The sequence below is a fragment of the Acinetobacter sp. YH12095 genome (assembly GCF_013419245.1).
GTDB classification, from domain to species: Bacteria; Pseudomonadota; Gammaproteobacteria; order Pseudomonadales; family Moraxellaceae; genus Acinetobacter; species Acinetobacter towneri.
The window spans coordinates 82694-99698 of the sequence record NZ_VPAL01000008.1 but is presented as its reverse complement, the minus strand read 5'-3'; the positions used below and the strand labels follow the sequence as shown (position 1 = coordinate 99698).

At 41.5% G+C, this 17005-nt stretch carries 10 protein-coding genes and 1 pseudogene; 5 read left to right on the top strand and 6 right to left on the bottom strand.

Annotation, left to right across the window (positions count from 1 at the left end):
* The 5 genes and pseudogenes from FTU35_RS07865 to FTU35_RS07845 form a co-directional block, all read left to right on the top strand.
* Positions 1-118: pseudogene (locus FTU35_RS07865) on the top strand (IS982 family transposase); the annotation flags it as partial.
* A 45-nt stretch (positions 119-163) separates the two neighbouring features.
* Positions 164-484 (top strand): DUF2147 domain-containing protein, encoded by a 321-nt coding sequence (locus tag FTU35_RS07860; protein ID WP_257224310.1) that lies wholly within the window; start codon positions 164-166, stop codon positions 482-484.
* A gap of 209 nt (positions 485-693) precedes the next feature.
* The gene (locus tag FTU35_RS07855) at positions 694-1155 is read left to right on the top strand and encodes a DUF2147 domain-containing protein (protein WP_154321103.1); all 462 of its coding nucleotides are present in this window, start codon (positions 694-696) and stop codon (positions 1153-1155) included.
* A 381-nt stretch (positions 1156-1536) separates the two neighbouring features.
* Positions 1537-1872 (top strand): chaperone modulator CbpM, encoded by a 336-nt coding sequence (locus tag FTU35_RS07850; protein WP_004975930.1) that lies wholly within the window; start codon positions 1537-1539, stop codon positions 1870-1872.
* 93 nt (positions 1873-1965) lie between these two features.
* Positions 1966-2229 (top strand): YdcH family protein, encoded by a 264-nt coding sequence (locus tag FTU35_RS07845; protein WP_026438326.1) that lies wholly within the window; start codon positions 1966-1968, stop codon positions 2227-2229.
* A gap of 287 nt (positions 2230-2516) precedes the next feature.
* On the opposite strand, the gene FTU35_RS07840 is transcribed toward FTU35_RS07845, so the two are convergent.
* From FTU35_RS07840 to FTU35_RS07815, 6 genes are all read right to left on the bottom strand, one after another.
* Positions 2517-3755: a magnesium transporter CorA family protein gene (locus FTU35_RS07840; protein ID WP_004975927.1), complete on the bottom strand. Its 1239-nt coding sequence runs from the start codon at positions 3753-3755 to the stop codon at positions 2517-2519.
* Between the two features lie 223 nt (positions 3756-3978).
* The gene (pnp, locus tag FTU35_RS07835; RefSeq protein WP_171501141.1) at positions 3979-6066 is read right to left on the bottom strand and encodes a polyribonucleotide nucleotidyltransferase; all 2088 of its coding nucleotides are present in this window, start codon (positions 6064-6066) and stop codon (positions 3979-3981) included.
* A gap of 261 nt (positions 6067-6327) precedes the next feature.
* Positions 6328-6597, bottom strand: a complete 270-nt coding sequence (rpsO, locus tag FTU35_RS07830; protein WP_004975922.1) for a 30S ribosomal protein S15 — start codon at positions 6595-6597, stop codon at positions 6328-6330.
* Between the two features lie 821 nt (positions 6598-7418).
* Positions 7419-9161, bottom strand: coding sequence for an exodeoxyribonuclease V subunit alpha (gene recD, locus FTU35_RS07825; RefSeq protein ID WP_218945015.1), 1743 nt, complete (start codon positions 9159-9161; stop codon positions 7419-7421).
* 109 nt (positions 9162-9270) lie between these two features.
* Complete coding sequence (locus FTU35_RS07820) at positions 9271-12990, bottom strand: UvrD-helicase domain-containing protein (protein ID WP_154321286.1); 3720 nt, start codon at positions 12988-12990, stop codon at positions 9271-9273.
* Positions 12991-13034: 44 nt separating this feature from the next.
* Positions 13035-16775: an exodeoxyribonuclease V subunit gamma gene (locus FTU35_RS07815; RefSeq protein WP_154321105.1), complete on the bottom strand. Its 3741-nt coding sequence runs from the start codon at positions 16773-16775 to the stop codon at positions 13035-13037.
* Positions 16776-17005: the final 230 nt, after the last annotated feature.

Genomic DNA, 17005 nt, shown 5'->3' with positions numbered 1-17005 from the left:
TAAACATCGTTCGATTGCTGGTTTTTTAGCAGGCGTATTTTCTTCACTATGTGCGTATCAACTTTGCCAAAAGAATAAGCCTAAAATTCATGTGATTAAATCTTTGGCTTATCCGTAACTGGGGTTAGACTACCGCACAGGTTTTTCATTGTCTGACGTAGTCATGAGTAAAGATAAACAAGGTGCGTATGCCGCTACGATTATAGAACTACGTGCGGTTCCTGGCGCACCGCGTTTGGAAAATTGCACACTCTGTACGGGTAAAAATAAAGATAAGCCACTGTTAGGTTTTGTGCCATTAAGTCACTTAAAAGCTACGCCAAGCAATCAAATTGAATTTTATGAAGGTGACTATTTAGACCCGCGCACAGGTAAACAATATAAAACTCGTGCACGTTTAAGCAGCAATGGCAAACATTTAACCCTTTATAATGTAGACCTTGCCACCAATGCCAGCCGCAAAATGACGTGGGTGAAATACTGATATTATTCCTCACCAATACGATAAAAGCTGTGTTCTGCACACTTTTATCGGAATGATTAGATTTAAATTACCAACTCCATAACACTTATATCTTTTCCTGCCTGACATCTCACACTGCTCAATTTGCTTGTTTATTACATTCTTGCTATAAAACCCGAAATAGAATTTTTACTCTATTTTTTTAAATAACAATTTTGGGGATGCTGTTCATGAAAATAAATTTCAGAGGGATTTTTGTGGGTTTAGTTTTAACAACCCTCTCAAGTGTTGGCTTTGCAGAAAGCGATCTACTGGTCGGTAAATGGAAAACCATTGATGACCGCACTGGTTATTCGCGTGCCGATGTCGAAATTCGCAAAAAGCCAGATGGCACGTATGAAGGCATTATCGTGGAAACCCGTAATATTCCGGGTGCAGAAAAAATGGTGATTTGTAGCAATTGTCCAGGTAACTTAAAGAATAAACCTTTTATTGGCTTGCCATTTATTTGGGGCTTTAAACAAGATGCTAAAAACCCACGTGAATTTAACCAAGGTCATGTTTTAGACCCAATTGGCGGTAAAGTTTATAAAGGCAAAGCTCGTTTAAGCGCTAACGGTAAGCGCCTCACCTTACGTGGCTATGTAGGTGTTTCAGTGATTGGTCGCAGCGTGACTTGGGTAAAATACTAATTCCAAAAACTAAAACATTGATTTACAGGGTTCTTTTTAAGAACCCTTTTTATTACCAAATTTTGAAACAATCCTTTTAAACACCATACGACCGTTCAATCCAAAATATTGAAATAAAGGATGGCATTGAATAAAAAATAGACTAATATCTATAAGACATCTATACGCACAAGCCAAATTGACACATCAATATAACAGGCGTGAGCACAGCAAAGGGTTGGCTGAATTTCACCAAAGGAATACAAATAAAAGATTCTATTACAGCGTACACAGGCTAAATTAAAGAGAATCACTTATTGGATATCCACCAATTATTGATGTAAAGCAATCCCTCATTTCAGGCGAGCCAACTCGTTTGAATTCGATCAGAAGGAGTATGCCATGACCACTATTTTATATCGTGAAATCACTTCAGACGGACAGCACACAGAAATTATTGAAGAATTTACCCAGTTAGATTTAAAAAAATTTGCCGAAGCGTGTGGGCAAAGCCCTGAATGGGTCTTACAACTTTTAGAATATGACATCCTGCCTTCCCGCCCTGCCGAACGTATCCACCAATTTTTTGGTGAAGATGTCAGCCGTGCACGCCAAGCCTATCGGTTGCAACGTGATTTTGATGCCAGTTTTTCAGCTGTCGCCATGATGCTTGACCTGATTGATGAAGTACAAAAATTACGTAAAGAAGTTAAACATCTGAATTTTCAACATAGTTAATCCTCACGCTCTAGCTGTGTGATTCATCACCTTGCTAGAGCGTTTTTCTTTCTATGCCCGTAAATTTTTTTTTTGATGAGAATGATCTACACAATGAAAACTAAAGACTGCAACAAGAAGATTAAAAATATGTTTCCTGAGTTTCGTGATTTAATTCAGGGATTACGCGACAGCAATCCACATTTTTCAAAAATTTTTGAAGATCACGAACAGCTAGACCGTGAAATCAGCCAGTTAGAGCTTGATCCTGTGCATCAAATTAATGATGACATTGAAGCGCTGAAACGCAAAAAATTAAGACTAAAAGATGAAATGTATCACTTGCTGCGTAATGCACAAAATGATCAATTGGCTTAAAAATACATACAAGTCTGAACTGCAAATCCTCATACGATCAAATGCAGGACACAGCAAGAAAAGACAAAAAGCAAAACAAGATGGCGTATTCAAGTCTGAAAACAGCATTCAAAAAACTGCCATCTTGAGCTAAGTGTCTGCCTATCTGGTTCAATCTGTGGATAAGCTTATCAGTCCTATGGATAACTTTTGAGGTCTGTGGACAACTTTTATCAACGAATTATCTTGTGACATATATTGGATGTGGAACTCAATTTATCACCACATCTGCAAGTCTATCTTCTGGATTATTTAATTTTAGTCAGTTTTTCGACTTCTTTAATGGTGCCTTTCACGGTTTGCTTAATGGGTTCATAGTCTAAAAACCAAAATAAATTCATGGGTTGGTCATTATGTTGCTGTGCCAACATATCAATCACACTTTTTTCACCCAGACCGACAAGGTGCCTACGATAAAAATAATACAGCAACAACAAAGTAGTCATCACCATTACCCCAAGCATGATCCAAAAGGCCTGTGCGTGTTTCAGCCCCGGCATAAACTCAAAGTTCATACCATACACCCCTGTAAATAAAGTCAAAGGTGCAAAAACTGCGGTAATGATGGCTAAAATCCGCATGTTTTCATTGGTCTGGTTGGCAATAGCAGAAAAATGCAGATCAATTGCGGTTTGCACTGCAGAGCGTAAGCGAATGGTATGCTTTTGAATTCGTTCAATGTGACTGGTCAAATCATCCAAACGTACCAAAATAATATCCTGCCGTTCACTACGTTTTTTGCCACGTAAATGTGGGTAGTTATCGACAATTTCATCACGCAATTCCTGCAAGGCTTCTATTTGCTCTTCACATAAATTTTCAACTTGCTGAAACGCCATATTTTCTTGCAGCAATTGATGCCAACGGGTAAAACGACGATGTCCCTGCAACAACTCTTGTTGCCAATATTCCACACGGCGGGTTAGCGGCATGCGAATATCCAAGTAATCATCCGCTACCAAATTCAGTAAACGCAAGGTTAAGTCTAACGGTGTTGCTGCCAGTTTGCGTGCTTTATTCTGTTCTTCAATCGGGCGTTGTACCGCTGCTTCCACACGTGACAAATAGCTTTCCATGACTTTATTGCCCTGTTCCCGCACACTAATCAAAATCTGCGGTGTCATAATAAAGCTCATCGGCGTAGTGGCCAGTCCAAAAATCCGTTCATGTTTCTCCCCGACTTGTTGCCCTGTTGCAATACGGTCTTCGGGTGTGATCAGTTTACGGAAAATCAATAAGTCATAATCATCTAAAGTATCAAACGCACATGGATGCTCTATATTTAAAATATCGCGCACATGATATTCATTGAGCGATAATTGACTGTACTGAAAAATCTCTTGTTGCCACTGTTCTGCACGGTTAAGCACATCATCACGGGTGCAATCAATCCAGATAAATTCAGGCTCAAGCCCTTCAATTGGCTGTTTTTGCACATAAATATTGGTTTTATGATTGGTATGCAGATAAAAATAATAACTTTGCATAGAACGGGCACTCTATTTCAGTTTTCTTGTACGGTTTTTTGAGATTTTAAGATGTACTCAGTTTAAGCATGGATCAGGCTTCTTTTCAAATACATGCTGTAATTTATGCCGCTTTTCATACAACAAAGATGGTTTGTACGATGCAACAAAATTTTTAGCATAAAAAAACCCGCATTCAGATTGAATACGGGTTTTTTGACCATTTCAGATCATCAACACAGCATTACGCTTGTTCGATATCTTTCATAGTTAATTTGATACGACCACGGTTGTCTACATCAGCAACCTGTACTTTCACTTCCTGACCTTCTTTCAACACGTCTGCAACGTTGGCAATACGCTCATTTGAAATTTGAGAAATGTGAAGTAAACCGTCAGTACCCGGAAGGATATTTACGAACGCACCGAATTCAACAATACGGATTACTTTACCTGTGTAAATTGTACCCGGCTCGATTTCAGCAGTTAAAGCCTGAATTTTTGCAACAGCAGCTTGTGCAGCAGCTTTGGTTTCACCAAATACGCGCACTGTACCGTTGTCTTCAATATCAATTGCCGCTTTAGTTTCTTCAGTAATTTGGCGGATGGTAGCACCACCTTTACCAATCACGTCACGAATCTTGTCTGGGTTGATGTTAATCACTTGGAAAGTTGGTGCATGCATTGAAATTTCTGGACGCGCACGTGAAATCACTTGGTTCATTGCATTTAAGATATGCATACGACCTGCATAAGCTTGGTTTAATGCAACTTCCATGATTTCTTCAGTGATGCCTTCAATTTTGATGTCCATTTGCAATGCAGTAATACCGTTGGCAGAACCCGCAACTTTAAAGTCCATGTCGCCAAGGTGGTCTTCATCACCCAAAATGTCAGAAAGTACCGCGAAACGCTCGCCCTCTTTCACTAAGCCCATTGCGATACCCGCAACTGGTGCTTTCAATGGAACACCTGCATCCATAAGTGATAACGATGCACCACAAACAGACGCCATAGAAGATGAACCGTTCGATTCAGTGATGTCCGATACGATACGAATCACATACGGGAAGCGATCTGCTGCAGGAAGAACTGCTTGCACACCACGACGTGCCAAACGACCATGACCAATTTCACGACGTTTAGGGCCAGATTCACGACCTGTTTCACCTACTGAATATGCAGGGAAGTTGTAGTGTAACATGAAGTTGTCAGTTTTAGTACCCGATAAGGTATCAACCATCAAGGCATCACGTGTATTACCTAAAGTGGTGGTAACCAAAGCCTGAGTTTCACCACGGGTAAACAATGCAGAACCGTGCGCACGGTCTAGAACGCCAACCTGTACGTCAAGCGCACGAACGGTTTTGGTGTCACGACCATCAATACGTGGTTTACCAGACAAGATGTTGTCACGTACGGTACGGTATTTAAGATCTTCAAAGAGTTCGTTCAAGTCATCTGCAATGCCAGTTTCGTCATTTTCAGGAACGAATTGCGCAACTGCTTCTGCTTGAAGTGCATCTAATGCAGCATAACGGTCTTGTTTGATCGCAATGGTGTACGCTTCAGAAATTTTTGCTTCAAACGCTTCTTTTAGTTTTGCACGAAGGTCTTCGTTTTTCTCTGGAGCAATCCAAGTTGACTCAGTTGCACCTGCAGCCGCAGCAAATTCTTTGATCGCTTGAATCGCGATTTGCATTTCGTCATGACCGTAAAGCACTGCGCCTAACATTTGGTCTTCTGAAAGTTCTTTCGCTTCAGATTCAACCATCAATACAGCAGATTCTGTACCTGCAACCACAAGGTCAAGGTCAGATTGCGCCATTTGTTCAAAGTTCGGGTTCAGTACATATTCGCCGTTAATTAAACCCACACGCGCCGCACCAATTGGGCCACGGAATGGTGTACCTGCAATTGCAAGTGCAGCAGAGGTACCTAACATTGCAGCAATGTCAGCTTCCATTGTTTTGTCAGAAGATACAACAGTCGCAGTGACTTGAATTTCGTTGTAGTAACCTTCTGGGAACAACGGACGAATTGGACGGTCAATTAAACGTGAAATTAAAGTTTCTGCTTCAGAAGCACGGCCTTCACGCTTACCATAACCACCTGGGATACGACCTGCAGCATATTGTTTTTCTTGATAGTTAACAGTCAGTGGGAAGAAATCTTGCCCCGCTTTTGCTGTTGGTTGAGCAACCACTGCAACCAATACAGTCACGCCGCCCATAGTAATCATCACCGTGTTGGCTTGACGCGCTACACGACCAGTTTCAAGTACAACTTGGTGCTGACCAAATTGGAATTCTTTACGAATAATATTAAACATCGACATGTTTTATTTTTTCCTAGTTCTTGTGAACAATTATTCTCGTGGAGACCCCTAAGGTTTGGCATTCACAATACAATTGTTTAGGTAAATGACAAAGCTTAGAAGCCGACCTCACTCGAATGAAACACGATTTTTAAACACAAAGAAGGAGCGAATCATTCGCCCCTTCCACTGATCTAGCCAAGGCTAGATATACTTTAGTTTTCAGTAATACAGCATTCAACATGCAATAGTCCGAAAATAAAAGCTTAAATCGAATTAACGACGTAAACCTAAAGCAGCAATCAATGCGCTGTAACGAGTCACATCTTTGCCTTTAAGGTAGTCAAGTAACTTACGACGTTGGTTAACCATACGGATTAGACCGCGACGGCTATGGTGGTCGTGTTTGTGCTCTTTGAAGTGACCTTGTAAGTCATTGATTTGAGCAGTTAAAAGTGCTACTTGAACTTCTGGTGAACCAGTGTCGTTTTCAGCACGAGCAAATTTAGCAATGATCTCTGCGCGATCTGCGTTTGTTAAAGCCATTCGATTTCTCCGAGATGCTTAATAAAAAGATTTGATACCGATCAATTGATTGCTCAATTGACTGCCGTGCATCACTACAGCAAGGGCATTATTTTAAGGCAAAAACGTGCCGATTGCAAAACAGAACGACAAACAAGCACTTTTAATTTTGAGATGTACCAATAAAAGTATGATTTATGCTAAGGGTATACACATCATGTTAGGTATAAAGTGTCTAAGGAAAATAAATATACAATTGTATATGATTGATAATATGTAATATTTTGCCAACTGCTTTTCATCCACTGGAATATTTTGCCGTTAAAATAAAACAGCCCGAGCATAGCTCGGGCTGTTTTTTGCGCTGTAGTTTCTTGTCTTATTATTCTTATTGTCTTGTTTATTGTGGTTATTTGCGCGTTTTCGCGTCTTATTCTCTGAACATTCCTGTTCTTGCTTTCACGTCCTTGTGTGGTAGATTTTGCCACAATACTAAAGTGAAAGAAGTCGTATTTCTCGTATCTGTTTGTAAGCTTTTTCTTACAACAGGTAAGCATTGTCAGCATTTTGCAAATCACCCAAACTTACAGGCATAAAAAAGCCCTGTAGTCTCTCCCAAAACTACAAGGCTTAGCGGCTGTAAGTTTCCTCTTCTCACTCACGTCCTGTCAGTTCGCTGTCTTTCGACATTTATCGTTATTATTCTGCGATTATGCTCAACTATCCCTATTGAGCTTTTTATGTGAAGTCATCTTCTCAAAAAGATCTTGAAATCTCTATGCGCAAATTTCTCGAATCAATGTAAGCCATTTCGTACAAAACCATCTCTTATTCAGTTTTACTTAACAATCCAAAGCGTCATTAATTCTGGCTAATAAACCACTGCTGCGACGGGTACGAATCATCAAAGCTTGCTGCAAAGCTTGCGCATCAACCAACAAACTTACGACTTTTTTAGCACGGGTAATGGCAGTGTAGATCAGCTCCTTACTCAGCAAGTTTTTTGCCGCAGCATCCAACACCACAGCTGTATGAGTAAATTCAGAACCTTGCGATTTATGAATAGTAAGTACAAATGCGGTTTCAATATTTTTAGGTAAGCGTGTTGCAGGCACCCACTTATTTAAACTTGGAAAATATACTTCAAACTGGCGCTGATCATTCTGCTCTCGCATAAAACAGATGCCAATATCACCATTCGACAACCCCAGTTGATAATCGTTATAGGTCATCATGACGGGGCGTCCTGCATACCAATCGCCATGTTTGGTTTGTTTTAACTGTTGCAACAAGCGTTTTTCAATCTGCAAATTCAGTTGTTGTAAACCCAAATGACCATGACGAATTGCGGTTAAAATACGGTAATCATCAAATACATTCACCACATTCTCAACATGCGCTTGAAATGCTGTACTTGATTGTTCCAAGCCCAAAGTATGTGCTTTTAATACCGCTACATAAGCCTGATAACCATACATCAGCTGATCATAATAATGCGCTAAATTTTCCGCTGAAATTTGCCCATTTTGCTGAGGTAAATATTGCAGTTGTAGGGCATCTATTTCGACTTGCTTAAATTGAATTGGCTTTAATTCACCTGCTGCCACGACTTGCTGTTCAAACTCAGCCAAAACCTGTGCAGGAGAATGTTCTTGCTGAATAAACTTCGCCATTGCGCCAATTTTTGCACCTTCAGCAAAACGACGTGTGGTCACTAAATTGACACGGTTATTTGCGAGTTCAGGCACTTGCTGTAAATCGGCCAATACTGTACCGACATCGACTGAAGCCAATTGATTGGCATCGCCCAACAGAATTAAACGTGCCTGCGCAGGAATGGCAGCCAATAACATCTGTGACAGGCTTAAATCCAGCATCGACGCTTCATCGACCACAATCACGTCATAAGGTAGAGGTTGTTTAGCGTGAAAACGTGGCTTGCCTGTATTGCCTAAGCCCAATAAACGATGCAAAGTCACGGGTCGTAATTGACGTAAAGCATCGACATTAAACATTTGTAAAGCTTGACTATTCAAGGCATTTTGCAAAGCTTCATCCATCCGCTGTGCCGCTTTGCCTGTTGGTGCAGCCATCGCAATCCGAATATTTGGCAAAGCTTGATTAAGCACCGCAACAATATGCGCCAAAGTATAGGTTTTTCCTGTACCTGGCCCACCAGTGATAATACTTAAACTTTGAGTTGCCGCAGTCTGTAACGCTTTTTGCTGCTGTGGATCTTGCAATAAATTAAGCTGTTCGGCTTGTAATTCAAAGGACAAAGGCGGCTGCGCCTGAATCCGTAAAATATCGCTAGCAACCTGATGTTCCAGTTTCCAGTAGCGATACAAATACAAACGCTGCCCATCAAATACAAACGGTGCAATTTGTGGATCAGGATTTAAAGCGCTACGCTGCAAGTTCATGTGCAAATGTTGCAATGCCGCCACTTGTTCTGCGGTTGCAGGAATACAGCTATCCCCTTGCTGAATAGCATCGAGTACCTGTTGCATCAAAATTTGCGCTGAAGCATCAAAAGTGACATTGCTAAATGGCGGCTGACATAGGTAATCCATCCACGCCTGCATTGGGGTTTGCGCTGAATTTAAATGAATATGCTTGTTTTCCACACAGTTATCCTCAAAGTTATCCACAGGATAAGCAATTGTTTTATTAAGTCGATAAGCTGACTTAGCGTTATTTTTTAAGTTCAAAGTAACCCAATATTTGATCTAGTTGCAGAATAAATTCCGCATCTGGCCGCCAATGACAAACCCCTTGCCCTGCTTGCCCCTGCATACCACGCAAATACAAATAACTGGCTCCACCCAAATGTTGCCGAATATCATAATCTTGCAAACGACTGCTCAAATAACGGTGCAACGCCACCAAATACAAGGCCGCTTGTAACCAATAACTCGATTGGGTCATGTTGTGTTCAAGGTTGGTTTTTTCATAATCGCGCTGATCGGCACCCAAATAATTACTCTTATAGTCGGCAATGTGATAACACTGCCCATCAAAATAAACCAAGTCAATTGAGCCTGTCAGATAACGCGCAGTAGCGGCTTCATTTAAATCTTGAATAGGATGTCCCGCATCTTCAAACAATTGCTGAATTGCTTGAATAAATAAGCGCTGATCTGCCAACGCCAAATAGAATGGAAACTCTGATAAATAATGTGCAGTAGATAAGGCGGAAAGCTGGAAAGTATCGTGCAAAGGAGTATTCAACACATCCTTCAGCCACTCGGTCATGTGCGCAAAAATATCTGCTTCCTGCACAGTCGCGCTGCCTTTGGCAGTGTCGAGTTTTGCAATCAAATCTACCAATAACACATCTGAATTAAACTCTTTGTCGTTATGAAAACGGCGTTTGACTTCTTCAAAAATGTCATCATGACTGGCTTGAAAGTCGATATATTCAAAGAGTTTATGTAAAAAACTCCCCGCTTGAGTACCACGCTGAAAATTAGCTTTGATCCATGCAATCGGTTGAGCCACCTGTACGATTTCCTGTTCCGTTTCGACAGGTTCCTGATTGATTTCGTCGGCAGCAGCAGCCTGCTCCTCGCTTGCCAATGCCAAAGTATCGCTACGCATGGCGGCAGGTAAATGTTGTGCCAAGCCACTAAAACTGGTTTTGGTTCGTGGATAAAAGCGACGCTGCGGAAAATCTGCAGCTTCAATCTTAATTTCTTGCACTTGTTCAAGTTGTAATGCTGCCGCCAATTGTGTCAGAGGTGCTTCATCACAGCTCCATGCTGCTGCAATTTCTGCTGAACTTGGCGCTTGTAAACGCCAGACATTTAAACCAGCAGATTTTGGTGCAGCCTCTTTTTTACCTTCTTTTGCAGGCGTAGGCTGTTTTAGCATCGCATAGACCCGATAACTGGCACGGGTGAGTGCCACATACCAAAGCCGATTCAACTCTGCCAAACGGCGCTCACTGTGCTGCTGCATTGCTGTGGCATCTATGTCTTTATGTTTAATGGCAATGATACGTTGCTCAATGCCTTGCTCTTCCTGCGTTGCAAACACCAAAGCAGACTTGTCAGATTTGGGCGGCTGATCTGCCGACATCAAAAAGACCACTTTAAACTCCAAGCCTTTGGACTGGTGAATGGTCATCAATTTCACGCCTGCCGCATTAGAAAGTTTTCGTTCAATTTCCCAATCGCGTTTGGCAGGTGATTCAACTTGCTGTAAATACCAGTAATACAGCATGTAAGCCCCTTGATGGCGTTCACTTTGACGACTCAGCAATTCGGTTAAATGGCGTAAATTCACCACATGCCGTTCATTGTCAAAACTGCGTTTTGCCACCAAATTTTCCCAAATTTTAAATAAGTTCAGGCAGTAATTCCATGCGGTTAAAAAGCCTTTATTGACCCACATTTCCCGAATGCAGTCGAAGTCATAAATAAACTGACCTAACCCCTGTTGCTCAAGTTCAATCAACTGTTGCAGGTTATAACCCAATAAACGTGTCAGTAAGGCACGCTTGACCTTGGCTTCATCATAAGGATGTAAAATTGCAGTTAAAATTGCCGCCACATCTTTGGCTAAAAAGCCTGTAAAAACACTGCGCTGACTACTTCTATTGACCTGAATTCCAATCCGTTCAAGCTCGTATTGGGCTTGATCAAGCTTTTGATGACTGGTCGATAAAATGGCAATATCATCGGCTTGTAAAGCGACTTTGCCTGAAGAGTGATCAAAATATAAATCGCCTGCAATGCCTTGATTTAATAACTCGCGAATTTTTCGTGCAATTTGAATGGACTCATCCTGATCATGTTCCACCGTTACCCAACGCAGCGGTGCAGGATTGGCCTGTTGCCGATCCATTAAAGCAGGATGAGGACGTGAACCTGCAATGACAGGATCATAAATCACTTTTTCACCAAAAGCGGGTTGGCGTTGAAATAACTCATCCACCACACTGACCAGCTCTTTCACTGAACGATGATTTTGTCTGAGCGAGTAAATGCGACCTTGTTTTTTCAGCACATCATCGCGGGCATTGTTATAGGTCAGCATATCACCACCGCGGAAACCATAAATCGCCTGCTTAGGATCGCCCACCATAATCATACAACCACGCGCATACCACTTTGGATTGCGCCAAATTTGTGCCAGCATGTCATCTTGATCTTGGTTGGTATCCTGAAATTCATCCACCAAAATCAGTGGATAACGCGTATGCACAAACTGTGCAAAACGCTGCCCACGTTCTCCCTGCAAAGCTTCAGCTAAACTGCGAATTTGTTGGGAAAAAGTGGTTTCCCCTTTTTGCTGTAAAAGTTGCGGTAAACGCTGTTTGACGTGTTGTACCAAATAGAATTTTAAATTGGTCTCCACCAATTCAATTTGATGCTCAAAATTAAGTTTGGCATCCACCACTGCTTTGATTTTTCGGATCACAGGATGATCAAAAAAAGCATCTTGCACCTCTTGCGTACATGGTGCTTTCGCTTTGTTAAAAATTGATTTTCTGAGCTTGCCGTCTTGGTTCAAATATAGTGCAAAGACCGCATTAAACAATGCGGCAAGATGTGAATTAAAATAATGTTCTAAAGGGCTGTGCTTAATTTTTTCAATCAGTTTTGGCAAAGTCACTGTAAATAGTGGCTGCAACCCCTTCTTATCACTCCCCGCGACATAATGGGAAAAATTAAAGCTATATTCACCATCATAATATTCTTTTAATTCTTCAATTTGCGTCATGGTGATACTGGCTAAATTCTGCAACGCCTCTGCTAAATCCTGAACCTCCAACTGTGCCTGATCTATGCCTTGAATCTCTGCCGATGCAAAATTTAAACTGGTATTGACCAAACCCTCATAATCGGCTGCCGATTTCAACCGCCCACATAACAGCATATAGTCCACAACATGCTGAGGCTGTGCATGAATCCATTCACGCAGCACATCATGCACCAATTGTTCGGTATAGACCGATGCTTGGTCAGTAATATTGGCGCGCTCAATTTTGCCACTTTCAAAGGAAAATTCACGCAATAATTTTTGGCTAAAGCTATCTAATGTTCCTACAAATAGCTCATCCAGTTGCGCACTCACCAACTTCAAACGTGAACTGGCATAGTCCAGTTTTAAACGATATTTCTGCAAAATATGTTTGAGTAAAGGGTCTTGTAGTTGTGTAATTTTCTCTGCAAGGGCACGCTGATCTAAAGACTGGTTTAAACACTGATCGATATATTGTTGGGTTTCAAGCAAACGTGCACGAATACGACTTTTTAGCTCGGCTGCTGCGGCACGGGTAAATGTGGTCGCAATCACCTGATTAGGCAAATAATCTTTCAGGAAAATCCGCACCATCAAACTAGATAAAGTATAGGTTTTTCCTGTACCTGCCGATGCTTCAATCCAATGCAAGCCTTTAAATTGCATCTCTTGAATTGGGTCATAACAAATTGGGAATGGGCTAGATGAGTTCACGCAGATTCCCCTTGTTTTTGAAGATTTTTCGCAGATTCATAATTTTCAATGATGGGCTGATACAGTCGATGGCTATATTGCTGAAATGCCTCAATCAACAACGGTTCAGTTTCACTGTCTTGAAAAATAAATGACCAGTCTGGGTGATTTTTCTCACTTTCATCAATAAAGCTCCTCCTAGCACCGTCATGCCAATGTTTTACGAAGCTTTCCATATTCAAAACTTGATCGGACTGAGCTTCATCCCACTGAATTTCAAATTCTTTTTTATCTTTCATTTTTAAAACCAAAGCCGCAGGCAATAACACAGGATATTGCTGTGCGTGTTTCCAGAACTCAAACCACTGGGCTAAATACTCGTGTGCTTGCTGTGCATGGATATTGGCAAAATGAATCACCGCATCTTTACACACCACAATCCGCTCTAAATCTTGCTGTTCTGTGTTCTGATAAGCCACCCAGAACAGATATTCCAACCATACTTCGGCATATTTTTTTGGTCTGGCACTCGCTGCCACCACGCTACACCAAAGCTTTGTAGGCTGTTCAGGCACTTGAATACGGATATGCAAATGCGGATTCATTTTCCAAAGCTGTTGCGTTGTTGCGGTTGCCTCATCTGCAAACTGCTGCAGTATGTCACGTAAATATTGCTGTTCTTGCAGTCCCGTTTTAAACGTGGCATTTAAAGTTTTGCCCACAGGTAAAGTATCTTGCAACAAGCTTTCTGCATCTTGCGTGCCATGTTGGAGTAAAAAATCACGCACACTATATTTTTCCAAGCCATTTAAAATCAATGGCTCATGGTTCATTGCAGCAGTGTCGGATTGTAAATTTTCGACTCCAATCGCTTTTAAATAGGCACGTGCAGGGAAACATACATCTCGAATCCATTGCATACTGTCGAGTACCACCACGTCTTGTGGCAATAATGGATATTCACCAAACCATGCTTCGCGTGGTGTGGTTTCTTGCTGCATTTGTTTGGCAACCCGATACCATTGATCTTTAAAGCGAACTTCACGGCTTTCGGCAAAACGCAGTTGATCAAAAGGTTGCAAACTATGTAAGTGATAAAGAGATTTCAATTGTGCGGGAATCTCGACACCATTCAAATTTAAGCGTGAATCGCTAGCTTCATCGGGATGTTTCACAATCAACTCCAAATGCTGCACAAATTCCTGCACCAGCACGGATGGATCACGTACCTCACCATCGCTGACATCAAAACCGTTATAAAATAACCAAACACTGTCTTGCGCCAACAATAAACTATCTAAAAATGCCCCTTGATCATCCTCAATGCGTGAACGATCTCCGAGTTGTGGTTTTAATAATTGCATCAAATCAAAAGCCAATTGCTGGTCACGACTTGGGAACACGCCATTGTCCAAATTCAGCATCACAATCAGCTTATACGGCAGTGGACGAATTGCACCAATTTGGCTAAAGGTAATGGCGCCCGATGGACTGGCTTGTTCGAGTTGAGTTTCGAGCTGGGCTGAAATTTCTTGCAGAATATAATCCAGCGGTAAGCTTAAATGACGCAAATCTTGACCCGACTGCACATCAAAATAACTGGCTAAGGTCAGCATACGGTCATGTTTTTGCACCAAACTAAACACCGATGCCAACACATCTACTCCTGCATCCTGAAACTCACTCAAGTCTTGCATCAGTTGTTTGAGCCAATATTCCACCGTTTTGGCTTGCCCCAATTCATGCTGAATCAGCCAATCACGGCGCTGTGCAAAATCCTGATAAATTTGAATCAGTTTAAAGATCAATTCAAAATCGCTACTTTGCACATCGGCATAACTTAAAGTGTGCTGAACCACGCAATGCTCTGGCACTGCAACACCCAAAGCCAAACGATCTAAAGCAAACTTTAAGCTGAACCGATAATCTTGATCATCTGCACTCAGGCTGCGTTTTAAATGCTCGGCATCTAAACCACGTTTAAAACCCGCATTGGCCAACAACTCATTCATGCGCTCAATGTTGTTTAAATTCAAGGCATAACGCTGTTGTGTGGCAGCCAAACTCAACCAGTCGCCAAACTCCTCAAAGCTAAAACGTCCTTGTACTAGCGCTATACGCCCAACCACCGCACGCCAAGCATTATGAATGTCTAAAGAGCTGATGCCTGCAATTTGAATAGGCAAATACACACTATCTTGACTGAGTTGATGCCCTAAAGCGGCTTGATTCTGCTGTGATTTTTGTTGTCCTTTCTGATAGAGATCACGTTCACTTGGCGGTGCAGCAAATACGCTGCGAATTAAAGATTCTTGTTCTTTGAGTTTCGGACTCAACACCAAAATATCACTGGCTTGGCGGCTGTCATCTTGTCCTAGCCATGCAATTAAACGATCTTTAAGTACCTCAAGCTGACGTAAACTTGAATGACACACATGAATTTGCAATGACTCATCGGCAGGGTCTAAGTCATACGCCTGCGCGACTGGCTCAACCAAATTCAATACATCCGATTGAATTTTGCCAAGTAAATGTTGCGGCTCTTCTTCAGGGAAAAGATCATACCACTCGCCTTCATCACCACTCGACAACGCCGCCAATAAAGAAAAGTGATCGCGTGCCTGCTTACCAAAGCGTGTCAGCAAGGGATGATGTGACTCGCGCATATCGGCATTAAATTCGCCATTATATTTTTTGATATATGCAGCAATATCATCATCACTTACGGTTTTATTTTGACTTTCCATCTCACGAATAAAACGACTTTTGATTCGCGCATCCATGTTTAATTTCCACTTAGGATCGACCATGTCTGCCCAATATTCTTGCGATGGGTTGTAATGCAGAATAAAAATATCCATATACTGCGCCAAACGGCGGATAAACAGCAACTGACTTGGCGGCAAATCCAATAAGGTAAAAATCACCAACTGTTTGGGTAATTTGTTAATACACGAATTTGGATTTTCAGGCTCGCCCAAAGCTTGCCAAAATTGCAGATCAATCTCCTGCATTTTTTCAAAATCTGCATGAAAAATATGCAACCACAACCAACTTTGCCATTGCTCTAATTCTTCGGCTTGCTCTTGAGTAAATGCGGCTATTTCCAATGCCGCTTGTTTTTCTTCTTCGCTCTCAAAGTTTTTAGGGATATAAATTTGCTGCTTTAAGTTCAGGCGTTTCTGCTGTCCCCAAACCGCTAACCAATTGCTTTGACATTGGCAGACACCCTCGCAGCCTTTTTGGCAAAAACCACGATAAACCATGTAATTGCTAAATAAACGTGAAACTTTATCTGCCACCCAATACAGCATGTTTTGCTTTTTGAGCTGCTTTTCTAAACCCTGTGACAATTGCTCTGCGCTGTCATAAATTCGCTGAATCAAACGATGTAAAGCATGCTCGGCAGGAAGTGGGTTTTGTTCGTGTTGTATCCACGGTTGTAAGTCATAAAACACACGCCATTGCATCACAATACGCGGAATATTTGCCTGACGCACCCGATCTTTATCGTCTAAAACTGCCTGATAAGCGGCCCATTGAAAGGCACGAATACGATGATGAAATTCAGTATTGGCACTAATGCCTTTTTGCTCGGCTATTTTTTCCGTCAGCCACTTTTCTACTGCCACTGAAGGCACAATAAAATGCTGGGTTTGTAGCACCTGAAGCGGATTCGATGTCGGTTGACGTATGGTTTTCAGCATTTCATTGACTAAAACTTCTATACGTTGGCTTTGTATGACATGAATCGCCATAAGGTATCCTTTAATTTATTTTGAATAAGAATGTATTAAATGTACTAGAAGGCCGTTGATCTATCATTTGCCTCAAGCACAACAAAAGAATAAAGATTATTGGCTATACACTTACAACGGTGTATGACACTTTACAAGCATACTTTTATTGCCTACTTTATTCAAAAAGTGCTTTGAATAAAGTGGTTTAATTTACCAAACAGCATACGATTATCCGCCATTTTAAGGTT